The sequence below is a fragment of the Pseudomonas californiensis genome (assembly GCF_021147775.1).
Lineage (GTDB): Bacteria > Pseudomonadota > Gammaproteobacteria > Pseudomonadales > Pseudomonadaceae > Aquipseudomonas > Aquipseudomonas californiensis.
The window spans coordinates 131,304-156,900 of the sequence record NZ_JAGTPK010000008.1 but is presented as its reverse complement, the minus strand read 5'-3'; the positions used below and the strand labels follow the sequence as shown (position 1 = coordinate 156,900).

At 58.4% G+C, this 25,597-nt stretch carries 26 protein-coding genes; 15 read left to right on the top strand and 11 right to left on the bottom strand.

Annotation, left to right across the window (positions count from 1 at the left end; all coding sequences use genetic code 11):
* The first annotated feature begins 93 nt into the window (after nucleotides 1-93).
* The 3 genes from KDX37_RS10270 to KDX37_RS10260 are packed head-to-tail and all read left to right on the top strand — an operon-like array spanning nucleotide 94 to nucleotide 1,798.
* Complete coding sequence (locus KDX37_RS10270; RefSeq protein ID WP_231652642.1) at nucleotides 94-744, top strand: CsgG/HfaB family protein; 651 nt, start codon at nucleotides 94-96, stop codon at nucleotides 742-744.
* Between the two features lie 26 nt (nucleotides 745-770).
* On the top strand, nucleotides 771-1,142 hold the full coding sequence (locus tag KDX37_RS10265; protein WP_231652586.1) for a DUF4810 domain-containing protein: 372 nt from the start codon (nucleotides 771-773) through the stop codon (nucleotides 1,140-1,142).
* Nucleotides 1,139-1,798, top strand: coding sequence for a DUF799 domain-containing protein (locus KDX37_RS10260; protein WP_231652585.1), 660 nt, complete (start codon nucleotides 1,139-1,141; stop codon nucleotides 1,796-1,798). Before KDX37_RS10265 ends, KDX37_RS10260 begins: the two co-directional genes overlap by 4 nt.
* A 125-nt stretch (nucleotides 1,799-1,923) precedes the next feature.
* Here the strand turns inward: KDX37_RS10260 and rhlB are convergent, their stop codons facing one another.
* Both rhlB and KDX37_RS10250 read right to left on the bottom strand, forming a co-directional pair.
* A complete protein-coding gene (gene rhlB, locus KDX37_RS10255; protein ID WP_406641963.1) occupies nucleotides 1,924-3,396 on the bottom strand; it encodes an ATP-dependent RNA helicase RhlB in 1,473 nt (490 codons plus the stop codon).
* A 126-nt stretch (nucleotides 3,397-3,522) separates the two neighbouring features.
* Nucleotides 3,523-4,182, bottom strand: coding sequence for an alpha/beta hydrolase (locus tag KDX37_RS10250; protein ID WP_231652583.1), 660 nt, complete (start codon nucleotides 4,180-4,182; stop codon nucleotides 3,523-3,525).
* A gap of 483 nt (nucleotides 4,183-4,665) precedes the next feature.
* Here KDX37_RS10250 and KDX37_RS10245 point away from each other — a divergent pair, with 483 nt between their 5' ends.
* The 8 genes from KDX37_RS10245 to KDX37_RS10210 all read left to right on the top strand — a co-directional run bounded on the left by KDX37_RS10245 (nucleotide 4,666) and on the right by KDX37_RS10210 (nucleotide 12,214).
* Nucleotides 4,666-5,694: an amino acid ABC transporter substrate-binding protein gene (locus KDX37_RS10245; RefSeq protein ID WP_231652582.1), complete on the top strand. Its 1,029-nt coding sequence runs from the start codon at nucleotides 4,666-4,668 to the stop codon at nucleotides 5,692-5,694.
* 73 nt (nucleotides 5,695-5,767) lie between these two features.
* The gene (locus KDX37_RS10240; RefSeq protein WP_231652581.1) at nucleotides 5,768-6,949 is read left to right on the top strand and encodes an amino acid ABC transporter permease; all 1,182 of its coding nucleotides are present in this window, start codon (nucleotides 5,768-5,770) and stop codon (nucleotides 6,947-6,949) included.
* A 10-nt stretch (nucleotides 6,950-6,959) separates the two neighbouring features.
* Nucleotides 6,960-8,057 (top strand): amino acid ABC transporter permease, encoded by a 1,098-nt coding sequence (locus tag KDX37_RS10235; RefSeq protein ID WP_231652580.1) that lies wholly within the window; start codon nucleotides 6,960-6,962, stop codon nucleotides 8,055-8,057.
* A 10-nt stretch (nucleotides 8,058-8,067) separates the two neighbouring features.
* A complete protein-coding gene (locus KDX37_RS10230) occupies nucleotides 8,068-8,832 on the top strand; it encodes an amino acid ABC transporter ATP-binding protein (RefSeq protein ID WP_231652579.1) in 765 nt (254 codons plus the stop codon).
* A 170-nt stretch (nucleotides 8,833-9,002) separates the two neighbouring features.
* Nucleotides 9,003-10,235 (top strand): MFS transporter, encoded by a 1,233-nt coding sequence (locus KDX37_RS10225; RefSeq protein ID WP_231652578.1) that lies wholly within the window; start codon nucleotides 9,003-9,005, stop codon nucleotides 10,233-10,235.
* Between the two features lie 98 nt (nucleotides 10,236-10,333).
* On the top strand, nucleotides 10,334-10,825 hold the full coding sequence (locus KDX37_RS10220; protein WP_231652577.1) for a nuclear transport factor 2 family protein: 492 nt from the start codon (nucleotides 10,334-10,336) through the stop codon (nucleotides 10,823-10,825).
* A 37-nt stretch (nucleotides 10,826-10,862) separates the two neighbouring features.
* Complete coding sequence (locus KDX37_RS10215) at nucleotides 10,863-11,216, top strand: GIY-YIG nuclease family protein (protein WP_231652641.1); 354 nt, start codon at nucleotides 10,863-10,865, stop codon at nucleotides 11,214-11,216.
* Between the two features lie 65 nt (nucleotides 11,217-11,281).
* The gene (locus tag KDX37_RS10210) at nucleotides 11,282-12,214 is read left to right on the top strand and encodes a glutathione S-transferase family protein (RefSeq protein ID WP_231652576.1); all 933 of its coding nucleotides are present in this window, start codon (nucleotides 11,282-11,284) and stop codon (nucleotides 12,212-12,214) included.
* A 14-nt stretch (nucleotides 12,215-12,228) separates the two neighbouring features.
* Here the strand turns inward: KDX37_RS10210 and KDX37_RS10205 are convergent, their stop codons facing one another.
* Together KDX37_RS10205 and yejK are read right to left on the bottom strand one after the other, a co-directional pair.
* Complete coding sequence (locus tag KDX37_RS10205; RefSeq protein WP_231652575.1) at nucleotides 12,229-12,579, bottom strand: glutaredoxin family protein; 351 nt, start codon at nucleotides 12,577-12,579, stop codon at nucleotides 12,229-12,231.
* A gap of 6 nt (nucleotides 12,580-12,585) precedes the next feature.
* Nucleotides 12,586-13,587 carry a nucleoid-associated protein YejK gene (gene yejK / locus KDX37_RS10200; protein WP_231652574.1) on the bottom strand — a complete coding sequence of 334 codons (1,002 nt, stop codon included), beginning with the start codon at nucleotides 13,585-13,587 and terminating at the stop codon, nucleotides 12,586-12,588.
* A 394-nt stretch (nucleotides 13,588-13,981) separates the two neighbouring features.
* Between yejK and KDX37_RS10195 the strand changes: the two genes are divergently transcribed.
* On the top strand, nucleotides 13,982-14,263 hold the full coding sequence (locus tag KDX37_RS10195) for an HU family DNA-binding protein (protein WP_020292090.1): 282 nt from the start codon (nucleotides 13,982-13,984) through the stop codon (nucleotides 14,261-14,263).
* Between the two features lie 101 nt (nucleotides 14,264-14,364).
* Here the strand turns inward: KDX37_RS10195 and rlmF are convergent, their stop codons facing one another.
* A complete protein-coding gene (gene rlmF, locus KDX37_RS10190; RefSeq protein ID WP_231652573.1) occupies nucleotides 14,365-15,357 on the bottom strand; it encodes a 23S rRNA (adenine(1618)-N(6))-methyltransferase RlmF in 993 nt (330 codons plus the stop codon).
* A 171-nt stretch (nucleotides 15,358-15,528) separates the two neighbouring features.
* Nucleotides 15,529-18,375, bottom strand: a complete 2,847-nt coding sequence (locus tag KDX37_RS10185) for a valine--tRNA ligase (protein ID WP_231652572.1) — start codon at nucleotides 18,373-18,375, stop codon at nucleotides 15,529-15,531.
* 181 nt (nucleotides 18,376-18,556) lie between these two features.
* Here KDX37_RS10185 and KDX37_RS10180 point away from each other — a divergent pair, with 181 nt between their 5' ends.
* The gene (locus tag KDX37_RS10180) at nucleotides 18,557-19,666 is read left to right on the top strand and encodes an RHS repeat-associated core domain-containing protein (protein WP_231652571.1); all 1,110 of its coding nucleotides are present in this window, start codon (nucleotides 18,557-18,559) and stop codon (nucleotides 19,664-19,666) included.
* A gap of 47 nt (nucleotides 19,667-19,713) precedes the next feature.
* Here KDX37_RS10180 and KDX37_RS10175 read toward each other — a convergent pair whose 3' ends face one another.
* Genes KDX37_RS10175 through KDX37_RS10165 form a run of 3 tightly spaced genes read right to left on the bottom strand, consistent with a single transcriptional unit; the run spans nucleotide 19,714 to nucleotide 22,173 of the window.
* Nucleotides 19,714-20,187, bottom strand: a complete 474-nt coding sequence (locus tag KDX37_RS10175) for a DNA polymerase III subunit chi (RefSeq protein ID WP_231652570.1) — start codon at nucleotides 20,185-20,187, stop codon at nucleotides 19,714-19,716.
* A 7-nt stretch (nucleotides 20,188-20,194) separates the two neighbouring features.
* The gene (locus KDX37_RS10170; RefSeq protein WP_231652569.1) at nucleotides 20,195-20,623 is read right to left on the bottom strand and encodes a DNA polymerase III subunit chi; all 429 of its coding nucleotides are present in this window, start codon (nucleotides 20,621-20,623) and stop codon (nucleotides 20,195-20,197) included.
* Between the two features lie 59 nt (nucleotides 20,624-20,682).
* Nucleotides 20,683-22,173, bottom strand: a complete 1,491-nt coding sequence (locus KDX37_RS10165; RefSeq protein ID WP_231652568.1) for a leucyl aminopeptidase — start codon at nucleotides 22,171-22,173, stop codon at nucleotides 20,683-20,685.
* 339 nt (nucleotides 22,174-22,512) lie between these two features.
* Between KDX37_RS10165 and lptF the strand changes: the two genes are divergently transcribed.
* Together lptF and lptG are read left to right on the top strand one after the other, a co-directional pair.
* On the top strand, nucleotides 22,513-23,634 hold the full coding sequence (gene lptF, locus KDX37_RS10160) for an LPS export ABC transporter permease LptF (protein ID WP_231652567.1): 1,122 nt from the start codon (nucleotides 22,513-22,515) through the stop codon (nucleotides 23,632-23,634).
* On the top strand, nucleotides 23,627-24,688 hold the full coding sequence (lptG, locus tag KDX37_RS10155) for an LPS export ABC transporter permease LptG (protein WP_231652566.1): 1,062 nt from the start codon (nucleotides 23,627-23,629) through the stop codon (nucleotides 24,686-24,688). Before lptF ends, lptG begins: the two co-directional genes overlap by 8 nt.
* A gap of 83 nt (nucleotides 24,689-24,771) precedes the next feature.
* On the opposite strand, the gene KDX37_RS10150 is transcribed toward lptG, so the two are convergent.
* Both KDX37_RS10150 and KDX37_RS10145 read right to left on the bottom strand, forming a co-directional pair.
* Nucleotides 24,772-25,272, bottom strand: coding sequence for an RDD family protein (locus tag KDX37_RS10150; protein WP_319941690.1), 501 nt, complete (start codon nucleotides 25,270-25,272; stop codon nucleotides 24,772-24,774).
* An 80-nt stretch (nucleotides 25,273-25,352) separates the two neighbouring features.
* On the bottom strand, nucleotides 25,353-25,565 hold the full coding sequence (locus KDX37_RS10145; RefSeq protein WP_003227496.1) for a cold-shock protein: 213 nt from the start codon (nucleotides 25,563-25,565) through the stop codon (nucleotides 25,353-25,355).
* Nucleotides 25,566-25,597 lie beyond the last annotated feature (32 nt).

The window sequence follows — 25,597 nt, the reverse complement described above, 5'->3', positions numbered from 1 at the left end:
CCTGCGCCTTGCAGTGTGGGCGTCGCGATCAGTTTCAGTTGAAAAGACCGGAGTATGGACGTGAGAAAAGTGCAGCAGGTTTTAGTCACAGGGATGGCAGCAGTCACGCTGGCACTGGTAAGTGGTTGTGCGACCGAGAGCTCTCGGGCGCTGCCGGTGGCGAAGGTGGAGAGCGCCGGTGTCGCGTACACCGGGGTCCGCTACCCGGTCGCGGTCGGCAAGTTCGATAACCGTTCGAGTTACATGCGCGGTATTTTTTCTGATGGTGTCGATCGTCTCGGTGGACAGGCCAAGACCATCCTGATCACCCACATGCAGCAGACCAATCGATTCAACGTGCTGGACCGCGACAACCTTGAGGAAATCAAGCGCGAAGCCTCCATCAAGTCCACGGCTCAGCGTCTCAAAGGCGCCGATTATGTGGTAACCGGTGATGTCACTGAGTTCGGTCGCAAAGAGACCGGTGATCAGCAGTTGTTCGGTTTGTTGGGGCGCGGCAAGTCGCAAATCGCTTACGCCAAGGTTGCGCTGAATATCGTCAATATCAGCACCTCGGAAGTGGTGTTTTCGACTCAGGGTGCGGGCGAGTACGAGCTGTCCAACCGCGAAGTGATCGGCTTTGGCGGCACTGCCAGCTACGACTCGACGCTCAATGGCAAGGTGCTGGATCTGGCCATGCGAGAAGCCGTTAACAATATGGTGCGTGCGGTAGACAGCGGTGCCTGGAAGCCTGTCGCCAATTGATTTGAATAAAGGGAATTATCACCGTTATGAGCAGAAGCAGTGTTTCGTTGCGCTGGATCGCAACGACAGTCGTCGCGAGTGCTTTGATCACCGGCTGCGCGCAGCCGCCCAAAACCTTGTATCAGTGGGGCAGTTACCAGCCTGAGGTCTATGAGTACTTCAAGGGCGAAGCCAAGGAAGCTCAGGTCGCCAAGCTGGAGGAGGATCTTCAGAAGATCCGCGCCAGCAATGGGACGCCACCGCCGGGTTACCACGCTCAACTGGGCATGCTTTACGGCAGCCTTGGCAAGGATGACCAGATGGTCCAGGAGTTGCGCACCGAAAAGGCGTTGTTCCCTGAGTCGACCACGTACATGGACTTTTTGCTAAAGAATGCCCACGCGGGAGCTGCCAAATGAGCCGTCATCTATGCAAGGTCGCAATAGGCCTGTTTGCCATCGCGCTTTTGTCAGGCTGCGTCAAACCCAAGACCGTCGACTACTCGGCATTCAAGGAGAGCAAACCTCGCTCGATCCTGGTGCTGCCGCCGATCAATGAGTCGCCCGACCTCAAGGCAACATACAGCACCTTTTCCCAAGTGACCTACCCATTGGCTGAGTCGGGCTATTACGTGCTGCCCGTCGCGTTGGTCGACGAGACGTTTCGCAATAACGGCCTGACCGACGCCAATGATATACAGGCCACATCGCCAGCCAAGCTGCGTGAGATCTTTGGCGCCGATGCCGGCTTGTACATCACCGTCACGCAATACGGCACCAGCTACATCGTCATCAGCAGCCAGACCATCGTGACCGTTACAGCGAAGCTGGTGGATCTGCGTACCGGCGTTACGCTGTGGACAGGTGCCGCCTCTGCCTCCAGTGACGAGGGTGGCAACAACAATGGTGGTGGGCTGGTCGGCATGCTGATCACGGCTGCGGTCAAGCAGATCATCAACAGCTCTACGGATGCCAGTCATCCGATTGCGGGTATTGCGAGTAACCGTTTGCTGTCGGCAGGCCGACCTGCCGGGTTGCTCTATGGGCCACGCTCACCCAGATACGGCAGCGACTGACCGTGACATGAGCCAGGCAGGGCAGGGTGCTGCCTGCTGTTGCTCATGAGCCTGACCTGGCAACAGGCAAAAAAAACGCAACCTGCAAAGGTTGCGTTTTTTTGTGGGTATTCGCCTCCGGGTTATCAGACGGTGCGACGTACCACGGGCCTTAGCAGTTCGGTGGGCGGCGTTTCGCAGCTGATCTTGCGGCCCAGCTTTTCTTCGATGGCGGGCAGCTGATACGAGTCGTCTTCCCCTGCAAAGCTGATCGAGACGCCATCGGCGCCCGCACGGCCGGTTCGGCCGATACGATGAACGTAGTCGTCCGGCACTTCCGGCAGGGTAAAGTTGATCACGTGGCTGATGCCATCAATGTGGATGCCGCGGCCCGCCACATCGGTGGCGACCAGCACGCGAATCTTGCCTTCGCGGAAGCCTTCCAGTGTCTTGATCCGTTTGTGCTGAGGCACATCGCCGGAAAGCTGCGCGGCGTTGACGCCATCGCGTACCAGGCGTTCTTCGATACGCCGCACTTCGTCCTTGCGGTTGGCAAAGACCATCACGCGTTCCCAGCCGTTGTCGGTTACAAGGTTGTACAGCAGCTTGTATTTGTCGGCGCCGGCAACTGCGTAGATGTGCTGCTCGACATTGTCGCTCGCTACATTCAGCGATTCGATTTCAACGATGGACGGGTCAGTGGTCCACTGCTTGGCGAGGTTCATCACGTCTTCAGTGAACGTGGCCGAGAACAGCAGCGTCTGGCGTTCACCCTTGTGCGGGGTCTGACGAATGATCTGACGCACTTGTGGGATGAAACCCATGTCGAGCATACGATCGGCTTCGTCCAGCACCATGACTTCGACCATGTCCAGATGCACCTCGCCACGCTGGTTGAAGTCCAGCAGGCGGCCTGGTGTTGCAACCAGGATGTCGCAGTGCCGAGCTTCGAGCTGCTTGAGTTGCTTGTCGAAGTCCATGCCACCCACGAACGTCATGACGTTCAGGTTGGTGTACTTGGTCAGGTCGGCGGCGTCCTTGGCGATCTGTACCACGAGCTCGCGGGTTGGCGCGATGATCAGAGCGCGAGGTTCGCCCATGTAACGCTCTTCTGGCGGCGGCGTCTGGGTCAGTTGCTCGATGATCGAGATCAGAAAAGCAGCGGTCTTGCCTGTACCTGTCTGGGCACGGCCGATAGCGTCCTTGCCTTTGAGGGTGAAGCCCAGCACGCCCGCCTGAATCGGCGTGCAATACGGGAAACCCAGGTCCTGAATGGCGTGCATCAGCTCAGGCGCAAGGTTGAAATCATGGAAGCGGGTCTTGCCCTCTTGCGGCTCGACCACGAAGTCTTCGAGCTTCCAGGCCGGAGCAGGCGGCTTCGCCACGCGCTCACGGCGTGGGCGCTCGGCCTTGGGCTTTTCAGTGCGCGGGGCTCTTGCCTGGGCAGGCTGTGTGGCGGGCTCCGAAGGAGGAGTCGGGGTTGCTCGATCAGAATTTGGACTGCTGGCAGGCTTGGTAGCGGCAGCGGCAGCGGCAGGGATGGGGGTGGTCGGGCTGGACGCGAGCGGCTCAGCCTCGCTTTTACCGAACATCTTTTTAAGTGCTTTGAGCACGGTGATCTCGTCAATTGGTTAAGGAATGTACGCCGAGCAGTGTAAAGCAAGATCCGTGCTCGGCGTAGTGTCATCCATGATCCGCTACAGAAGGCGTCCTTTCGGGAGCGCGCAGGCGCGTCCGAGACGCTGTCAACGCAGCTTTTCGGTCAGCCATACACCGATGTCATGAATTTCCTGCGGTAACACTTGGTGACCCATTGGGTATTCCTGCCATAGAACGGTGACACCTTGAGCCTTCAAGTGCTCGTAAGCGGTCCGTCCCATGGCGTTATGCACCACTTCGTCGTGCTGACCGTGCAGGCAGTAGCCGGGTATGCGCTGTTGACTGGCTGACAACGTCATCGTATCGGTGAATGTCGGGGCATAAGTCGACAGCGCCAGCACGCCGCCCAGTGGCCCCTGCCAGCGTCGATAACCGGCGTGTAACACCACCGCGCCGCCTTGGGAAAACCCTGCCAGAAAGATCCGCGCCGGGTCGATGCCGCTGTCGCGTTGCTGCTCGATCAAGTCGAGCACCTTTTGCGCCGAGGCCTCCATCTGATCGTCGTCAATGGCGCGGGCCGCGGCGCTCATGGATTTGATGTCATACCAGCTCGGCATTTCGTAGCCGCCATTGATGGTCACCGCGCGGGTTGGCGCCTGCGGCAGTACGAAGCGGGTGGTAGTCAGGGATGTCTGCAATGCTTCGGCAACCGGCAGGAAATCGTAGCGGTCGGCACCCAGCCCGTGCAGCCAGATAACACAGGCGTCTGGGGTGGCGGATGGTTCGATGATCAAGGGTTCGCTCATGAGTGCTCCATTAGTGTGCGCTTGCGCTTTTTGGGCGCATTAATAAGGTGCGCTGCCAGTTTAAAAATGAAAGAAGATGTCGCAAGGGTACAAGTTTTTGTCTTGACCTGTCGCTAATTTGCCTTGGCCAGCATGCTGGTACGGGCTTTGCTACAGCAGGACTGGAGTCGAGGCGCTTACGTCGTTCGGTAACACTATAAGGCTATTACTTATAGCGATCGAAATGCGGCACGGGAGTCCATGCGTCAGGATTCCTGACACGATTCAGCCTGTACCGCACTGGTCCGGGAAAATCATGGGGCTTCAGTCCAAGGGACCGTTTCTGAATCATGGATACGAATGGAAGATGATCTTGCAGGCGACTCGTGATTCAGGTCCAGCGTCGCATGACCCAAAAATAAGCCAGCACGGGTCATTAGCGCCTCACAAAGGTGCGACGCGACTGAAACTCCCAAACAACAAAGAGCAAACTGGAGATTTTGAATGAAGATGTTGAAATCCACTCTGGCTGTAGTGACAGCCGTAGCAGCACTCGGTGTGGCCGGGGCTGCCAACGCAGGTGCCACACTTGACGCTATCCAGAAGAAAGGGTTTGTTCAGTGCGGCGTCAGCGATGGCCTGCCAGGGTTTTCCGTTCCAGATGCTACCGGCAAGATCACCGGTATCGACGCTGACGTGTGCCGTGCCGTAGCTGCCGCTGTTTTTGGCGACGCTACCAAGGTCAAGTTCAGCCAGTTGAACGCCAAAGAGCGTTTCACTGCACTGCAATCGGGCGAAATCGACATCCTCTCGCGTAACACCACCTGGACCAGTTCCCGTGATTCGGGCATGGGTCTGGTGTTCGCTGGCGTGACTTACTATGACGGCATCGGCTTTCTGGTAAACAACAAGCTGGGCGTCAAAAGCGCCAAGGAACTGGACGGTGCAACCGTTTGTATCCAGGCCGGTACCACTACCGAGTTGAACGTCTCTGACTACTTCCGCTCGAACGGCTTGAAATACACGCCGATCACTTTCGACACCTCCGACGAAAGCGCCAAGTCGCTGGAAGGCGGCCGTTGCGACGTGCTGACCTCCGACCAGTCGCAGCTTTACGCACAGCGCAGCAAGCTGGCCAAGCCGGACGACTACGTCGTTCTGCCGGAAGTCATCTCCAAGGAGCCTCTGGGCCCAGTCGTACGTAAAGGCGACGAAGAGTGGTTCTCGATCGTCAAGTGGACCCTGTTCGCCATGCTGAACGCCGAAGAAGCCAAAGTGACTTCCAAGAACGTTGAAGCTGAAGCCAAGTCGACCAAAAACCCTGACGTCGCCCGTATGCTCGGCGCTGACGGCGAGTACGGCAAAGACCTGAAACTGCCGAAGGACTGGGTAGTTCAGATCGTCAAACAAGTCGGTAACTACGGTGAAGTTTTCGAACGTAACCTGGGCGAAGGCACTGCGCTGAAAATCAAGCGCGGCCAGAATGCTCTGTGGAACGCCGGCGGCATCCAGTACGCTCCACCGATTCGCTGATTGACCCCTGCGCCCGGTCGCCTGAAAAGGTGGCCGGGCGTTTTGTCCTGTTCCATTTTTCCTGGGGCTCTTCATGCCAAATGAAATCGTCGCACCCAAGTCAAAGCTCTCTTTGACTGACCCCAAAGTGCGCGCCTGGTTATTTCAGATCATCACCATTGTGGCTGTGGTCTCAATGGGCTGGTTCCTGTTCGACAATACCCAGACCAACCTGGAGCATCGTGGCATTACCTCTGGCTTCAGCTTTCTTGAGCGAAGTGCAGGTTTCGGTATCGCCCAACACCTTATTGATTACACCGAATCGGACAGCTATGCCCGGGTGTTTTTGATCGGCTTGCTCAATACACTGCTGGTTTCGTTCATCGGTATCATCCTGGCGACGATTCTTGGCTTCATCATCGGTGTGGCGCGTCTCTCGCCCAACTGGATGATCAGCAAACTGGCGACGGTCTACGTCGAGGTTTTCCGTAACATTCCGCCTCTGCTACAGATTCTGTTCTGGTATTTCGCGGTGTTCCTGACCCTGCCGGGTCCGCGTAACGCTCACGGCTACCTGGACATGTTCTACGTCAGCAGTCGCGGCTTGAATATGCCAAGGGCATTCGCTGCCGAAGGTATGTTGCCGTTCGTGGTCGGCGTCGTGATCGCTATTGTCGCAACGGTTCTGATGACCCGCTGGGCCAACAAGCGCTTCGAACAGACCGGACAGCCGTTCCACAAGTTCTGGGTCGGACTGGCGCTGATGGTGCTGCTTCCAACGCTGACGGCACTGGTATTCGGCTCTCCCGTGCACTGGGAAATGCCTGAGCTCAAGGGCTTCAACTTTGTCGGCGGCTGGGTATTGATCCCTGAACTGCTGGCCTTGACGCTGGCGCTTACGGTTTACACCGCAGCGTTCATCGCCGAGATCGTGCGTTCGGGAATCAAGTCGGTCAGCCACGGTCAGACCGAAGCGGCTCGCTCGCTCGGCCTGCGTCCTGGTCCGACTCTGCGCAAGGTCATCATCCCGCAGGCATTGCGCGTGATCATTCCGCCCCTGACCAGCCAATACCTGAACCTGGCGAAAAACTCTTCGCTGGCGGCCGGTATCGGTTATCCGGAAATGGTGTCGTTGTTTGCCGGTACGGTGCTGAACCAGACCGGACAGGCCATCGAAGTCATTGCCATCACCATGAGCGTGTACCTGGCGATCAGCATCAGCATTTCCCTGCTGATGAACTGGTACAACAAGCGCATTGCGCTGATCGAGCGGTGAGGAAAGACGCATGACTACTCATATTTTCAAACCCAACCTCGCACCGCCGAAAACCAGCGTTGGCGTGGTCGCATGGATGCGGGCCAATCTGTTCTCCAGCTGGATCAACACGCTGCTGACGCTGCTGTCGATCTACCTCGTATGGCTGATTGTGCCACCGATCATCAACTGGGCATTTCTGGATGCAAACTGGATCGGTACGACCCGCGCCGATTGCACCAAGGCGGGGGCTTGCTGGGTGTTCATCGAGCAGCGCTTCGGTCAGTTCATGTATGGCTATTTCCCTACCGAGCTGCGCTGGAGAGTAGACCTGACGGTCATTCTGGCGATCGTGGGCGTAGCGCCACTGTTTATCTCCAAGGTGCCGCGCAAGGCTGTATACGGCCTGAGCTTCCTGGTGATTTACCCGATTGTTGCGTTCTACCTGCTGCATGGCGGCGCGTTTGGTCTGACCACCGTGCCTACCAGCCAGTGGGGCGGCCTGATGCTGACGCTGGTCATCGCCACTGTCGGTATCGCAGGCGCCTTGCCACTGGGTATCGTGCTGGCGTTGGGGCGTCGCTCCAACATGCCTGCGGTGCGCGTGGTTTGCGTGACGTTCATCGAGTTCTGGCGCGGCGTGCCGCTGATCACCGTACTGTTCATGTCGTCGGTGATGCTGCCGTTGTTCATGCCAGAAGGGATGAACTTCGACAAACTGCTGCGCGCCCTGATCGGCGTGATCCTGTTCCAGTCGGCCTATGTGGCTGAAGTGGTGCGTGGCGGCATGCAGGCGATTCCCAAGGGTCAGTACGAAGCGGCTGCGGCAATGGGCCTGGGTTACTGGCGTGCCATGGGGCTGGTCATTCTGCCTCAGGCGTTGAAGATGGTAATCCCGGGTATCGTCAACACCTTCATCGCCCTGTTCAAGGATACGAGTCTGGTGATCATCATCGGCCTGTTCGACCTGCTCAACAGCGTCAAGCAGGCGGCCGCCGATCCCAACTGGCTCGGCATGGCCACCGAAGGCTATGTCTTCGCGGCACTGGTGTTCTGGATTTTCTGTTTCGGTATGTCCCGCTACTCCATGCATCTGGAGCACAAGCTGGACACTGGCCACAAGCGTTAGGAGTTTTGTGATGAGTGAAGCTATCAGTAAGCCTCTGGGCGCCGAAGGCATGATCCGGATGGAAGGCGTACACAAGTGGTACGGCCAGTTCCACGTGTTGAAAGACATCAACCTGAACGTGCGTCAGGGCGAGCGTATCGTTTTGTGCGGCCCTTCGGGCTCGGGCAAGTCGACGACCATCCGTTGCCTGAACCGTCTGGAAGAGCATCAGCAGGGGCGCATCGTGGTTGATGGCACCGAGCTGACCTCCGACCTGCGTCAGATCGAAACTATCCGCCGTGAAGTCGGCATGGTGTTTCAGCACTTCAACCTGTTCCCGCACCTGACCATCCTGCAGAACTGCACGCTGGCACCGATGTGGGTTCGCAAGATGCCGAAGAAGAAAGCTGAAGAAATCGCCATGCACTACCTGGAGCGTGTACGGATTCCGGAGCAGGCTCACAAATACCCTGGTCAGCTTTCCGGCGGTCAGCAACAGCGTGTGGCCATCGCTCGTGCCCTGTGCATGAAACCGAAAATCATGTTGTTCGATGAGCCGACCTCGGCACTCGACCCGGAAATGGTCAAGGAAGTACTCGACACCATGGTCAGCCTGGCTGAAGAAGGCATGACCATGCTGTGCGTGACCCACGAGATGGGCTTTGCCCGCACTGTGGCGAACCGGGTGATCTTCATGGACAAGGGCGAAATCGTCGAACAGGCTGCGCCGAACGACTTCTTCGACAATCCGCAAAGCGACCGTACCAAACTGTTCCTCAGCCAGATCATTCACTGATCTCTGAGAGCTGCTTGAGCGGTATGAAGAAACCGGGCAATCGCCCGGTTTTTTTACGCCTGCAAATACCGTCTTGTATGCAATCGCACCTGAACCTTGTGTTCGCAATCATTCTCCAACAGGATACTTGCCCCCTGAAACGGGTCGACATACCTGATACCGAGAACCTGATGACTGCCAAGGCTCCACTCACACCGCAAGCGACTGCCGAGCAAACCCACCCCATTTTGAAGCGACCCTGGCTACTGCTGTTGGGGCTGGTGCTTGTTGCGCTCAACCTGCGCCCTGCGCTGTCCAGCATTGCGCCACTGCTCAACAAGGTTTCTGAAAGCCTGGGCATGTCAGCTGCCGAAGCCGGTCTGCTGACTACTTTGCCGGTGCTTTGCCTGGGGCTGTTCGCACCGCTGGCACCGATTCTGGCACGCCGGTTCGGCAGTGAGCGGGTCGTGCTGGTCATCCTGTTGATTCTGGCGTCGGGCCTGGCATTACGCAGCTCATTCGGCGAGGTCGGTCTGTTCAGCGGCAGCCTGCTGGCGGGAGCGAGCATCGGTATCATTGGTGTGCTGCTGCCCGGCATCGTGAAGCGTGATTTCCCCCGGCAAGCGGGCGCCATGACCGGCGTCTACACCATGGCCCTCTGTCTGGGCGCGGCCATTGCGGCGGGCTCTACCGTGCCGTTGAGTCAGTACTTCGGAGACAGTTGGCAAATCGGCCTGGGATTCTGGCTGATCCCGGCAGTGATTGCGGCGATCTTCTGGCTGCCACAGACCGGCGAAGTGCATGGCACGCGCCGTGATGTCTATCGTGTTCGTGGTCTGCTGCGCGATCCGTTGGCCTGGCAGGTCACCCTGTACATGGGGCTGCAGTCATCGCTGTCATACATCGTGTTCGGCTGGCTGCCATCGATCCTGATCGGTCGTGGTATGACGCCCACCGCCGCAGGTCTGCTGTTGTCCGGCTCGATCATCGTCCAGGTCATCAGCGCCTTGAGTGCGCCGTGGCTGGCCACGCGTGGCAAGGATCAACGGCTGGCAATCCTGTTGGTCATGGCGCTGACCCTCACGGGTCTGTTCGGCTGCCTGTACGCGCCGCTGGAAGGCCTGTGGGGCTGGGCGATCCTGCTCGGTCTGGGGCAGGGCGGCACCTTCAGCCTGGCGCTGGCCTTGATCGTCCTGCGCTCACGCGACTCGCACGTGGCGTCGAATCTTTCCAGCATGGCCCAGGGCTTTGGCTACACCATCGCCTCGATGGGACCTTTCGCGGTTGGTGTCGTGCACGACGTGACCGGAAGCTGGGACGCCATCGGCTGGATCTTCGCAGTGCTGGGCATCGGTGCCGTGATCGCCGGCATGGGCGCAGGGCGCACGCTGTACGTGCAGGTCAGCAGTGAGAAGGTTGAGTAGTCACAGGCCACAAGCTACATATGCGCGGCGAATGTGGGTGGCTAATGAGCCATTTGCCGCTTATCGTGCACCCCTCTTTCGCCAAGGAATGTGCAAGCATGAGCTACGAAGAACAAAGCCAGGCCAATAGCGCACTGATCAACCGGTTCTACGAAGCCTTTGCGCTGTTGGATGCCGAGGCGATGAGTGCTTGTTACACCGACGATGTGGTGTTCAGCGATCCGGCCTTTGGTGAGCTGCGTGGCCGTGAGGTGGGTGACATGTGGCGAATGCTGACGTCGCGTGCAAAAAACTTCTCGGTGGTGTTTGATCAGGTGCGTGCTGACGACCGTACTGGCAGTGCGCATTGGGTGGCGACGTATCTGTTCAGCCAGACAGGCCGGACGGTGGTCAATGACATTCAGGCACGGTTTGTATTACGCGACGGCAAGATCTGCGAGCATCACGATCATTTCGATATGTGGCGCTGGTCGCGTCAGGCACTGGGTGCCAAGGGTCTGTTGCTGGGCTGGACGCCACTGGTGCGCAATGCGGTCCGTGCTCAGGCGCTCAAGGGTCTGAAAACGTTCAGCGAGAGCCGCCGTGCCTGAAGTCGCCCAGCCTGAAATGCCTGCACCTGAGACAGCTGTGCCTGGTGTATCACTGGCCTCCATTGCCAAGGCCGGCGCGCCGGTTGTGGAAAAAAGCTGGTTTGTCTATCTGGTGCGGGCTGCCAATGGGTCACTGTACTGCGGGATCAGTGATGATCCGCATCGGCGCTTTGCCGCGCATCAGAGCGGCAAAGGCGCGCGCTTCTTCTATTCAAGCCCGGCCGTGGCACTGGTTTACGTGGAGCAGTGCGTGAGCAAAGGCGAAGCGCTTCGTCAGGAGCGGCTGATCAAAAAGCTGAGAAAGAGCGCCAAGGAGGTCCTGGCTGCCAGCTATGTCGCAGCGGGTGATTACGCCTCCATCCACGAGCGTGATGCCTTGCCATCCACGTGAGTCGGTAGGCTGACTGCACGTCGCGGGTTAAGCTGTGGGCTTTCCATGTGCCGCAGAGGCTGACCATGTCTGAGCTGATTCTTCATCACTACCCGACGTCGCTGTTCGCGGAAAAAGCCCGTTTGATGCTGGGCTACAAAGGACTTTCGTGGCGCTCGGTCACGATCCCCTCGATCATGCCCAAGCCTGATTTGACGGCGTTGACCGGCGGTTACCGCAAGACGCCGGTGCTGCAGGTCGGCGCGGACATTTATTGCGACACCGCACTGATGGCGCGCCGTCTGGAGCAAGAGAAGGTATCACCGACCTTTTACCCGGAAGGGCAGGAATTCACCGTTGCCGGCTTCGCTGCCTGGGCTGACTCGGTACTGTTTCTGCACGCGGTCAGCCTGGTGTTTCAGCCAGAATCGTTGGCAGTGCGATTTGCCAAGGTGCCGCCGGAAGCCGCAAAAGCGTTCATCGCTGACCGTTCGACGCTGTTCAATGGTGGTAATGCGTCGCGCCTGCCCGCCGAGCAGGCCAGGCACCAGTGGCCGACACTCATGTCTCGCCTGCAACTGCAGCTTTCACGCAATGGCGACTTCCTGTTTGGCGAGCCATCCATCGCCGACTTCTCGGTGGCGCATGCACTGTGGTTCCTCAAGCAGACACCGGTCACCGCACCATTTGTGGACGACTACGCAGGTATCGCAGCCTGGTTTGCCCGTGTGCTGGATTTCGGTCATGGCGCGCCCAGCGACCTGAGCTCCGCCGATGCCGTGGAGATCGCAAAAAATGCCACACCCGCAGCCTTGCCTGAAGAACACTTCGTGGACCCGAATGGCTTCAAGGCAGGTGATCAGGTAGCCATTTCAGCAATTGATTACGGCGTCGAAGCCGTCGAGGGCGAGCTGGCGTTCGCGGGCACTGAAGAGCTGATACTGCGCCGCGAGGATGATCGCGCCGGTACCGTGCATGTGCACTTCCCGCGGTTTGGTTTCAGGATCGAGAAGCGCTGATCAAGGATTGAGTGTTACTTCAGCGCCGCCAATATGTCATCCGGGGCAAAACCCCGGATGATTGTGCCGTTGACATCGATCAGCGGAATGCCGCGCCCACCCAGCGCTTCATAGGCCTTGCGGCCTTGGTCTGATTTCTCGATGTCATATTCCTGGAAGGGGATGCCCTTGCTGTCCAGGAAGCGCCGGGTCTGTTTACAGTAGCCACACCACTCGGTGGCGTACATCACGACGTTTGCCTGACTGTAACTCTGCGCAACATCGGCAGGCGCCGGATTGACGAAGTGCTCGATCCGGCCCCAATTCTGATAGATCACCACCACCAGCATGATCAACGCAAATTTTTTCAGCGTGCGCAGCAGCATGGCCAGTTACCGTCGCTTCAACTGATCGGTGAGCTGGGTCGGCAGGCCTTTGATGATCAGAGTGCCTGCGGTTTCGTCATATTCGATCTTGTCGCCCAGCAAGTGCGCTTCAAAGCTGATCGACAGACCTTCAGCGCGGCCGGTGAAGCGGCGGAACTGATTCAACGTGCGCTTATCGGCCGGAATCTCTGGTGAAAGGCCGTAGTCCTTGTTGCGGATGTGATCGTAGAACGCCCGTGGACGCTCCTCGTCGATCAGCTCGGAAAGCTCTTCCAGGCCCATGGGCTCGCCCATCTTGCTCTGGCTGCTGGCGTAGTCGACCAGGGTCTTGGTCTTTTCGCGCGCCGACTCTTCCGGCAGGTCTTCACTTTCGACAAAGTCACTGAAGGCTTTGAGCAGGGTACGGGTTTCGCCGGGGCCGTCCACGCCTTCCTGGCAGCCGATGAAGTCGCGGAAATACTCCGAGACCTTCTTGCCGTTCTTGCCCTTGATGAACGAAATGTACTGCTTGGACTGCTTGTTGTTCTGCCACTCCGAAATATTGATCCGGGCGGCCAGATGCAGTTGCCCCAGATCCAGGTGTCGTGAGGGGGTCACGTCAAGCAGGTCATTCACTGCCACGCCTTCGCTGTGGTGGAGCAGGGCGATGGCCAGGTAGTCGGTCATGCCTTGCTGATAGTGAGCGAACAGCACATGGCCACCCACCGACAGGTTGGACTCTTCCATCAGCTTTTGCAGATGTTCGACCGCAACACGGGAGAAGGCCGTGAAGTCAGTGCCGCCATCCAGATATTCTTTCAGCCAGCCGCTGAAAGGATGAGCGCCGGACTCGGGGTGGAACAAACCCCAGGCTTTGCCCTGCTTGGCGTTATAGCTTTCATTAAGGTCGGCCAACATGTTCTCGATGGCCTGGGACTCAGCGAGTTCGGAGTCGCGTGCATGGAGAACAGCGGGCGTACCGTCGGGTTTCTTGTCGATCAGGTGGACGATGCAGTGACGGATCGGCATGGGCTTCTCGGCTGAAAAAGGTGAAGAGCGTGCGGCTCGTAGCAAGTCGCCAAGTGTAACGCACGCATGCGCTTGTGGGCTCCGAGCGAGCCGGTTTTCAGCTTCTCGATACTCCCGGCGATCGTTTTTTGCGCAATTCCCATTAAAACCTGACCAAAAGGATAGGTAGGGGCGGATATTTGCTCGGCTCTGTGCTAGTTTTGCGCGGTCTTGCGCACCTTAGCGCGTCAAGCATGCAGATTATGCAAACGTAGGCCGAACCATTACCCGGTTTCAGTATCTACAACTTCGCGATTAATCGTGGCTGCTAGCGGGTGGCCAGGTTCATTGCCTGGCTACTGGCCGACGTTGCGCTCTGCAATCCAAATGAATTTGATAGGGAAGGAACACCACCATGGCTCTTACTAAAGACCAATTGATCGCCGATATCGCTGAAGCTATCGACGCGCCAAAAACCACCGCGCGTAATGCTCTTGAGCAATTGGGCCAAATCGTTGCAGACCAACTGGAAAACGGCGTTGAAATCACTCTGCCAGGCATCGGCAAACTGAAAGTGGCTGAGCGTCCAGCTCGCACTGGCCGTAACCCTTCGACTGGCGCAGCCATCGAAATCGCTGCCAAGAAAGTCATCAAGTTCGTACCAGCCAAAGTGCTGAGCGACTCGATCAACAAGTAAGCCCTGCTTGCTGTTGAAAAAGCCGTGCGCCGTATAACCGGGCACGGCTTTTTTGTGGACGTCAGTTTTTCATGGGCAATTCACATAAGGCTCAGTCCGTCTCAGCGCGGCCAGGCCTGTTGCTGTGCCTTGTCATGAAAGGTCCACGCCACGAAGCGGCTCTGCTTCTGGCCTTGGCCCATTTCGACAACCTTCACTTCCAGGGCACCCGCCTTTTTCAGCGCGCTCTGAATCAGTGGCATGTTTGAAGCCTTGGACACCAGGGTGCTGAACCACAGAACTTGCAACGGTAATGTAGCGCTTTCCTGGATCAACTGGGTCACGAAGCCGATCTCGCCACCTTCGCACCACAACTCCTGCGATTGACCGCCGAAATTGAGCACCGGCAGCTTGCGCTTGGGGTCGGCCTTGCCCAGCGCGCGCCATTTGCGTTGGCTGCCGCGCTGCGCCTCATCCAGCGAAGCATGGAAGGGCGGGTTGCAGAGGCTCACGTCGAAGCGTTCGCTACTATCGAGTAAGCCGAGCAGGATGTGCTTGCGATCGCTCTGCTGGCGCACGCTGATGGCTTTGTGCAGGCCATTGGCTTTGACAATGGTAATGGCTGCCGCAATGGCGGTGCTGTCGATGTCCGAACCCACGAACTGCCAGCCGTAATCACTGTGCCCGATCAATGGATAGATGCAGTTGGCCCCGGTGCCGATATCCAGCGCTTTGACAGCTGCGCCACGTGGAATGACGCCGTTATTGCCTTCGGCCAACAGGTCAGCCAGAAAGTGCAGGTAGTCGGCACGTCCTGGAATGGGCGGGCAGAGGTAGTCGGCCGGGATGTCCCAATGGGCGATGCCATAAAACGCTTTGAGCAGCGCCCGGTTGAACACCCGCACGGCCTGCGGGTTGGCGAAGTCGATGCTTTCCTTGCCGTAGGGGTTGAGAATCACGAACTTCGCCAGCTCAGGGCTGGATTTGATCAGCTTGGGGAAGTCGTAGCGGCCTTGATGGCGGTTACGCGGGTGCAGGGTGGCTTTTTCGCGAGGCTCGACTGGTTTTGCAGGCCGTTGGGGTTTTTTGCGAGGCGGTTTCGGGGTGTCGGTCATGGTGGTGATGTCAGCCGTGGTGTCGAAGTAACCGGCCTATTCGCGAGCAATCTGTGTGCAAGAGTGGCCAGGTCTCGGAGAGTTGGCGGCGCAGGCTTGCTCGCGAATAGGTCAGTGCAGATGTTCAGGTAATAAAAAGCCAGCCCGTGAACGGGCTGGCTGGTTTCTGCGTTACAGGCTGGCGATACGAGCGTGTTGCTCGGCCAGCTTCCCGAGGGCCTGTTCGGCTTCGGTCATTTTGGCGCGTTCCTTGGCAATGACTTCGGGCGGCGCCTTGTCGACGAAGGCCGCGTTGGACAGCTTGCCGCCCACACGTTGCACTTCACCTTGCAGACGCTGGATTTCCTTGTCCAGACGGGCAAGCTCGGCGTCTTTGTCGATCAGGCCAGCCATCGGCACCAGCACTTCCATGTCGCCCACCAGCGCGGTGGCCGACAGCGGCGCTTCGGCGCCGTCAGTCAGTACCGTCATGGCTTCAAGCTTGGCCAGTTTCTTGAGCAGGTAGTCGTTTTCGCTCAAGCGACGCTGGTCTTCGGCAGAAACGTTCTTGAGGAACAGCTGCAGGGGCTTGCCCGGACCGATGTTCATTTCCCCGCGAATGTTACGCACGGCCAGCATCAGGCCCTTGAGCCATTCGATGTCGTCTTCGGCAGCCGTATCAATGCGTGCTTCGTTGGCCACCGGCCATTCCTGCAACATGATCGTCTTGCCCTGCGCACCGGCCAGCGGCGCCAGACGCTGCCAGATTTCTTCGGTGATGAATGGCATGAACGGGTGAGCCAGGCGCAGCGCGACTTCCAGTACGCGAACCAGCGTGCGGCGTGTGCCGCGCTGGCGCTCGACGGGTGCGGTTTCGTCCCACAGCACAGGCTTGGAAAGCTCCAGATACCAGTCGCAATACTGGTTCCAGATGAACTCGTACAGCGCTTGAGCCGCGAGGTCGAAGCGGAACTGCTCGAGTTGCCGGGTCACTTCGGCTTCGGTGCGCTGCAGTTGCGAAATGATCCAGCGATCAGCCAGCGACAGCTCGACGGCTTCGCCGTTCTGACCGCAGTCTTCGCCCTTGTCGAGCACGTAACGCGCGGCGTTCCAGATCTTGTTGCAGAAGTTGCGATAGCCTTCGACGCGGCCCATGTCGAACTTGATGTCGCGCCCGGTGGAGGCCAGCGAGCAGAAGGTGAAGCGCAGGGCGTCGGTGCCGTAGCTGGCAATGCCGTCAGCGAACTCCTGGCGGGTCTGCTTCTCGATTTTCTTCGCCAATTGCGGTTGCATCAGGCCGCTGGTGCGTTTCTGTACCAGCGTTTCCAGGTCGATACCGTCGACGATGTCCAGCGGGTCCAGCACGTTACCCTTGGACTTGGACATTTTCTGCCCTTGTCCATCACGCACCAGGCCGTGTACATAGACCGTCTTGAACGGCACCTGCGGTGTGCCATCTTCGTTCTTCACCAAATGCATGGTGAGCATGATCATCCGGGCAACCCAGAAGAAAATGATGTCGAAACCGGTGACCAGCACGTCGGTGGAGTGGAAGGTTTCCAGCGCCTTGGTTTTTTCCGGCCAGCCGAGCGTGGAGAAGGTCCACAGGCCCGAACTGAACCAGGTGTCGAGTACGTCGTTGTCCTGCTGCAGGGCGATATCTGGCCCCAGGTTGTGCTTGGCGCGCACTTCGGCTTCGTCGCGGCCCACGTAGACCTTGCCGGATTCATCGTACCAGGCCGGGATGCGATGGCCCCACCAGAGCTGACGGCTGATGCACCAGTCCTGGATGTCGCGCATCCACGAAAAATACATGTTTTCGTACTGCTTGGGCACGAAGGCAATGCGACCGTCTTCAACGGCAGCAATCGCAGGTTCGGCCAGTGGTTTGGTGGAGACGTACCATTGGTCCGTCAGCCATGGCTCGATAATAGTGCCCGAACGGTCGCCTTTCGGAACCTTCAGTGCGTGGTCATCAACGCTGACCAGCAGGCCGGCGGCGTCGAAGGCGGCGACGATCTGCTTGCGAGCCTCGAAACGGTCGAGCCCTGCATATTGAGCAGGCAGGCTGCCATCAACGCTTTCGTTCAGTGTGCCATCGAGGTTGAACACCTGCGCAGCAGGCAGAACGGCGGCGTTCTTGTCGAAGATGTTCAGCAGCGGCAGGTTGTGGCGCTTGCCAACTTCATAGTCGTTGAAATCGTGAGCCGGGGTGATCTTCACGCAGCCGGTGCCGAATTCCGGGTCGCAATAGTCGTCTGCGATGATCGGAATGCGGCGACCCACCAGCGGCAGCTCGACAAACTTGCCGATCAGCGCCTTGTAGCGCTCGTCTTCCGGGTTCACCGCAACGGCTGCATCGCCGAGCATGGTCTCCGGACGAGTGGTGGCAACGATCAGATAATCCAGACCTTCTGCGGTCTTTGCACCGTCAGCCAGAGGGTAACGCAGGTTCCAAAGGTGGCCCTTCTCGTCGTGGTTTTCCACTTCGAGATCGGAAATCGCCGTGTGCAGTTTGGTGTCCCAGTTGACCAGGCGCTTGCCACGATAGATCAGACCGTCTTCATGCAGACGGACAAACGCTTCTTTCACGGCGTCGGACAGGCCGTCGTCCATGGTGAAGCGCTCGCGGCTCCAGTCGACCGATGAACCCAGTCGGCGGATCTGACGGCTGATGTTACCACCCGATTCGGCCTTCCATTCCCAGATCTTGTCCAGAAACTTCTCGCGACCCAGTTCATGACGGTTCACGCCCTGGGCTTCAAGACGACGCTCAACCAGCATTTGGGTGGCGATACCTGCGTGGTCGGTGCCCGGCTGCCACAAGGTGTTGCGACCCTGCATGCGACGGAAACGGATCAAGGCGTCCATGATCGCGTTATTGAAACCGTGACCCATGTGCAGGCTGCCGGTGACGTTTGGCGGCGGAATCATGATGGTGTACGAGTCACCCGCGCCTTGGGGAGCGAAGTAGTTCTCTGACTCCCAGGTCTGGTACCAGGAAGTTTCGATAGCGTGCGGCTGGTAAGTCTTGTCCATGTGCGGCGGGAACCTGTGGCATTGATTCGGAAACCGGCAAGTATAGCCCTGTGGGCAAGTGACAAGCCATAAGCAGCATGCGACAAGCTGACCGCCTACCTCGTTGATCTGCTAGCTTGCGGCGAGTGGGGCAGGACGGATAATCCGCTTTTCAGACTCAATCTGCAGGGCGGGTTTCGCCATGAACGATATTTCTGAAACCAGGCGCACGCTGTGTCGATACCGCTATGACGGGCTGGATCGTATTGCCATGGTGGGTATGGATACACAGGATTCAGTGTCGCGCTTTTATCAACAGAGTCGTTTGACGGTTGAGGTACAAGGATCTGCTAGCCGTAAGGTCTTTCAGGGTGGCGGCCAGTTGTTGGCCGAGCATGGCGCTGACTGCTCCAGTGTTCAGGTGGAGCTGCTGGGCACTGACACACAGCACAGCGTACTGCACGCCCTGAGCGGGCAAGCGTTTCAACCGCTCGCCTACAGCCCTTACGGGCATCGGCTACCGGCAAGCATCCTTTCGGGTTTCAACGGCGAGCGCCCGGATGCTGTGACCGGACATTATGCGTTGGGCAATGGTTACCGCTCTTTCAACCCGGTACTGATGCGCTTCAACCAGCCAGACAGCCTGAGCCCATTCGGGAGGGGAGGCTTGAACGCCTATGCTTATTGTCTGGGGGACCCGATTAACAGGCGTGACCCGAGTGGACATATCTCGGGGTTCAGAGTGCCGGGCCTGACCTTGTTTCCTGCCAGGCTCCCCCTTCAGAAACTACCGAACGAAATCCTTGCAAAGGTCGTCAGGCACCTGTCAGCCAGAGACGCTGCCGCGCTGAGTGCAACGGCCCCTGCAATGGGACAGAGAGTGTCCGGGCTGTTAAACAAAAAGTGGGTTGATATACATGGTCCAGACGCACTGAAGACGATCAAAGCGGATCTGAAAGGGGAAACGGGACTTTCATTCGCCGAACTCAGCAACGACCCCTTTTACCGAGCGCAGTTTGAGCATGCGGCGACGATCGCTGATCAAAACATGGCGAATCAAATCAGTATCGCCATAAGTGAAAAACAATCATTTATCAGGGAGGTGACAGGTGTATCACCTGCCAGTCAGTTCGAATTCGATCGCCAGTTAAATCTTCACAAGCTCAACGCAGATAACCCCGGCGCATGGTCGAGGATTCACCGAACAGCGGAAAGACTTCGTCAGTTGGACGCACGCGCAAAGTCGTTTATCAGTCAGCGCGCAGACACACACGATCTGGCAAAGGAGATCCGCTTGAACATTGGCGCTTAAGTACGGAGCATCGACGCATGACCTGGCCATACACCGACGCCCCCATTTCACTTTTGCTGCTGAGCCAATAACCGGTCCAGTCTGGATTCAAGCCTGCGCTTGATCTCGGTTTCGATGTGCGGCGCGAAATCGTCGATCACATCCTGCATGATCAACTGCGCGGCGGCTCGCAGTTCACTGTCCAGATGCAACAGGGCGTCAGGGTTGGGCTGTGCCGGGTTCCGGGCCTGAGCTGGCGGCGGTAATACCGGGGTGATCGCGGGTGGCAGCACGTCAGGCGTGTCAGCGACCAGGGTCGGTATGTCGGCTTCGTCGACATAGTCGTAATTATCATGACCTTCTTGATCGTGATCGGTTCTGGGCTTGCCACCCACCACATCGAACAACAGGGGAATCTGGCCTTCACGGTGCACTGTGTCGGTCAGCAACGGCGGTTGTGTGGTGTCATCGCCGAGCAATTGGCGGATCGATTCAAGATCGTCCAGCAAATGCGCGGATTCAGCTTTTTTTGAAGTGTCCATCGTGTCCTCAAAGACGCTGCAGTCGGTGATCTTGCGGAGGATAACCCTGTTCGCGGTAGGAGCGGAAACTCTCACGCGCGGCAAGGCGCACCGACGGGTCCTCGACAACCACTTCTGCCACACGGGCGAAGCGCTTGAAGAAGGTCGGGATACGCAGGTCAAGATTGACCAGCAAGTCATCGTGTGTGCCCGAGTCATCGCCGAGGCCCAGCACCACCGGCGCGTCGTTATCGCTCTCGGCGTCGCCGTGGGGCAGGAATACTTCGCCCTTGAAGCGCCAGAGCCGTGCATCAAGGTCTTCACGTTGCGCTGCATCGCTGCAGTGCAGGTAAACCTTGTGTCCCAGGCGCCAGGCTTTTTCAGTGAGTTTGCAGGCGAAGTCCAGACGGGCAGCCGGGTCGGCCACCGGGAGAATGTAAAAATCGACTTGGGTCATAGGGGTTCCAGAGCCAGTGGCGCATCGACGTTACGCGATGCGCCACAAGGCAGCCTGTGTCAGGCGCCAGCGCGGTCAAGCAGATACTGGGTCAGCAGCGGGACCGGACGACCGGTAGCGCCTTTTTCCTTGCCGCCGCTCAGCCATGCGGTACCCGCGATGTCCAGGTGCGCCCAGTCATACGCTTTGGTGAAGCGCGACAGGAAGCACGCCGCCGTGATGGTCCCGCCTTTCGGTCCGCCAATATTGGCGATGTCGGCAAACGGGCTGTCCAGCTGTTCCTGGTACTCATCGAACAACGGCAATTGCCAGGCACGGTCATCGGCCAGTTTGCCAGCGTCCAGCAGTTGATTGATCAGTGCGTCATTGTTGCCCAGCAGGCCGGTGGTATGACCGCCCAGTGCAACCACGCAAGCGCCGGTCAGGGTCGCGATGTCGATCACCGCCTGCGGCTTGAAGCGCTCGGCATAGGTCAGGGCATCGCACAGCACCAGACGGCCTTCGGCGTCGGTGTTGAGGATTTCGACGGTCTGGCCACTCATGGTGGTGACGATGTCGCCCGGACGGGTCGCAGTACCGCTCGGCATGTTCTCGGCGCACGCCAGGATACACACCAGGTTGATCGGCAGCTTCAGTTCCAGTACCGCACGCAGGGTGCCGAACACACTGGCCGCGCCGCACATGTCGAACTTCATCTCGTCCATGCCGGCCGCTGGCTTGATGCTGATACCGCCGGTGTCGAAGGTGATGCCTTTGCCGACCAGTACGAACGGCTGGTCACCTTTCTTGGCGCCCTGATAGTTCATGACGATCAAACGGGGCGGCTGGGCGCTGCCCTGTGCTACGGCCAGGAACGAGCCCATGCCCAGTTCGGCCAGTTTTTTCTCGTCGTGTACTTCAACTTTCAGGTTTTTGTGAGCCTTGCCCAGCGCCTTGGCTTCTTCGCCCAGGTAGGTTGGATGGCAGATGTTTGGCGGCAGGTTGCCCAGATCGCGGGTCAGCGCCATGCCGGTAGCGATTGCCTGAGCGTGGGTGGCCGCACGCTCGACGTCGGCTACGCTGACCTTGGCGGTCAACAGCGTGATTTTCTTGAGGGCGCGTGCTTCGGCTTTCTGCGTCTTGAAACGGTCGAAAACGTACTCGCCGTCGGCCAGCGCTTCAACCAGCAGGCGTGCCTTGCCGTAGGTGTCGCGCTGCTTGACGGTCAGGTCATCCAGAGCGATGGCGGCGTCGGTGCCGCCCAGGCCTTTGAGCGAGGTCAGAACGCTGCCAACGATTTTCTTGAGTTGACGGTCGGACAATTCGGCTTCTTTACCGGTGCCGGCCAGCAGCACACGTTCGGCTTTCAGGTTGGGCAGATTGTGCAGCAATAGGCTCTGGCCGACCTTGCCTGCCAGGTCGCCGCGCTTGAGAATGGCAGCAATCGCGCCACCGCTGAGGGTGTCGACGCTTTGAGCAGCGAGGCCCAGTACGCGGTTTTCGCCGACGGTGACGACCAGCGTTGCAGTCTTCAAGGTTTCTGGGCTTACGCTTTTAACAACCAATTCCATGTGGGGTCCCCGAATAAACGATGAGAGTCGCAATTATGAATGATTACGCAGCGTGGGATGCCTCTGTCCTCTTGCGAGGAGGGTGTCTGGAGGATCGCGCCTGCGGCAAGTCTTGCAGTTTGACCCTGCTGTGCGACTGCTGACAACCCCGTAGAGTGCCTCGCGGTGAAGCCCATGTAGGAACTATCCCTAGTGCTCAGTGACATAAACACTCAATCACAGGATAATGCCGCATATTTTTGAAGGCCCGGGCGTTTGACGGGCGTGAACATCCGGTTGCCGTGGCTCACAATTTCCCTTGTTTGGCTGCCTGAGCCTGACAACCCTGGAGTGTCTGGTTTGATTGTCTTTCGTTATCTGTCCCGAGAAGTGCTGGTTACCCTGAGCGCGGTCAGCGCCGTGCTGCTGGTAATCATCATGAGTGGGCGTTTCATCAAATACCTGGCCCAGGCCGCCTCTGGCGCCCTGGATCCAGGCGTGCTGTTCATGATCATGGGCTTTCGCCTGCCTGGTTTTCTGCAGCTGATTCTGCCGCTGGGGCTGTTTCTTGGCATCCTGCTGGCATACGGCCGCCTTTACCTGGAAAGCGAAATGACCGTGCTGGCGGCCACCGGCATGAGCCAGCAGCGTCTGCTCGCCATCACCATGGCGCCTGCTGCGTTGGTCGCTCTTCTGGTTGCGTGGTTGAGCTTCAGTCTGGCGCCGCAGGGTGCCACGCAGTTTTCGCTGCTGATCAATCAGCAGGATGCGATGACCGAATTCGACACGCTGGTGCCGGGTCGCTTTCAGGCATTGCGTGACGGTACGCGTATCACCTACACGCAGGAAATGTCGGAAGACCGCTCGCAACTGGGCGGTGTGTTCATTTCAGAAAAACGTCTGTCCTCTGACAAGAGCAAGGATCGCGGCATTACCGTGCTGGTCGCTGAAAAAGGGCACCAGGAAGTTCGACCCGATGGCAGCCGTTTTCTGATTCTCGAAAACGGCTACCGTTACGACGGTAACCCGGGGCAGGCCGACTATCGCACCATCAAGTACGACACCTACGGTGCGATGCTGCCAAAACCTGAAATCAGCGAAGAGATCACTGACCGCGAAGCGATTCCGACGCTTGAACTGTTTGGCAATAACACGCCGCGTTATGTGGCCGAGCTGCAATGGCGTATCTCGTTGCCGATCCTGGTTTTCATCGTGACGCTGATGGCCGTGCCACTGGCTCGGGTCAACCCGCGTCAGGGTCGCTACCTGAAACTGTTGCCAGCCATTCTTCTTTATATGTCGTACCTGACCATCCTGATTGCCGTACGCGGCGCGCTGGAGAAGGGCAAGCTGCCTTTGTCGCTGGGCATGTGGTGGGTCCATGGGCTCTTCCTGTTGATCGGTCTCGGATTGTTCTACTGGGAGCCATTGCGGCTGAAAATGGCGAGTCGCCGTAGCGTTGCGGAGGTGGCTCGTGGTTAAGCTCGACCGGTACATTGGCAAAAGTGTGTTCATGGCCATTATGGCGGTACTGGGGATCATCCTTGGCCTGGCGTCGCTGTTCGCGTTCATCGACGAAATGGGCGATATCTCCGACACCTACAGTGTGTGGGATGCCAGCAGTTTCGTACTGATGACGGCACCACGTCGCGTCTACGACATGCTGCCGATGGCTGCGCTGATCGGCTGTCTGATCGGTCTGGGCAGCCTGGCCAGCAGCAGCGAACTGACCATCATGCGTGCAGCGGGTGTTTCCATAGGGCGTATCGTGTGGGCAGTCATGAAGCCCATGCTGTTCCTGATGGTCGCCGGTGTGCTGGTGGGTGAATACGTCGCGCCTTATGCCGAGAATCAGGCGCAGGCCAACCGTTCGCTGGCTCAGGGCACCGGTGATGCGCAAAGCGCCAAGCACGGCCTGTGGCATCGTCAGGGTGATGAGTTCATCCATATCAACGCCGTGCAGCCCAACGGCCTGATGTATGGCGTGACGCGCTATCGGTTCGACGATCAGCGCCACATGCTGACCTCAAGCTTCGCCCGGCAGGCCAACTTCAAGACGGATTACTGGGAACTGAAAGACGTCGCCACCACGTATTTCCGTGACGGCAGCACCGAGGTTATCAACACTCCGCTGGAACGATGGGATGTGTCTCTCAGCCCGCAGTTGCTGAGCACCGTAGTCATGCCGCCCGAGTCGCTGTCGATCTCTGGCTTGTGGAGCTACTCGCATTACCTCGCCGATCAGGGCTTGAGCAACGGTCGTTACTGGCTGGCGTTCTGGACCAAGGTCTTGCAGCCATTCGTGACGGTGGCGCTGGTGCTGATGGCCATCTCGTTCATTTTCGGGCCACTGCGTTCTGTAACACTGGGACAACGCGTGTTTACGGGCGTATTGGTCGGTTTCACTTTCCGTATCGTCCAGGACCTGCTGGGTCCGTCAAGCCAGGTGTTCGGCTTCCCGCCGTTGCTGGCCGTACTGGTGCCTGCCACTGCCTGTGCCGTCGCGGGCTTGTGGTTGCTGCGTCGCGCCGGATAGCGCTTGGCAGTTCTGAAAAAGCCGACTCAGAGTCGGCTTTTTCATGGGCGACGTATTTGTTTGCGGGGCAGGTGGGAGGGCGGTTATCTCTGCCCAGGTACTCGTACCAGCCGACTCCTGGAGTACCGGTCGTGCCAGGTACGGCGATCTGTGTCGAACAGGCTCCAGATAAAGCCTAGCCCAAAGCACAGCCAGGAAACCACCGCTACCGCAAAGCGCAACAGTGCCTGTGTCAGGCTGATACGCGTGCCGTCCGCGTTTTGCACGCGAATCCCCCAGGCCTGCATGCCCAGCGTCTGTCCGCCACGGGTCCAGAATCGGGCGAAGAAGGCAAAGGTGACCAGCAGCAGAATGCACGAAAGCAGTGGATCGCCGTCCAGCGATCCTGACTCGGAAAGTTCGCGCAGACGTGCTTCACGGACGATCATCATTGAGATGAGCTTGTAGAGAAAGGTGGTGATCATTTGCAGAGCGAGGCAAAGCAGTATGTCGTAGCTGATGGCAGCCATACGGCGAGGCAGGCTGGCGGGCTGAAAATCACCCCGAGGCCGGAGGACGTGTCGGGGCGTTGTAACGCTATCAATCACGATGAAGCCGCCGTTCACGAAGTGACGTCTGCAAAAAAGCCCCTGGCAGTCATGTCAGGGGCTTTCGGGGGTGTGGCTCAGGCTTCGGCTTGAACTTCGTCAGCCTGCATGCCTTTCTGGCCCTGCACTGCGACGAATGTAACTTTCTGGCCTTCTTTCAGGCTCTTGAAGCCGTTACCTTGAATTGCGCGGAAATGCACGAACAGATCCGGACCGCTTTCTGGAGTGATAAAACCAAAACCCTTTTCGTCGTTGAACCACTTGACGGTGCCGCTCTGACGTGTGGACATTATCTTATTTCCTTGACGCTTGAATTAATGAC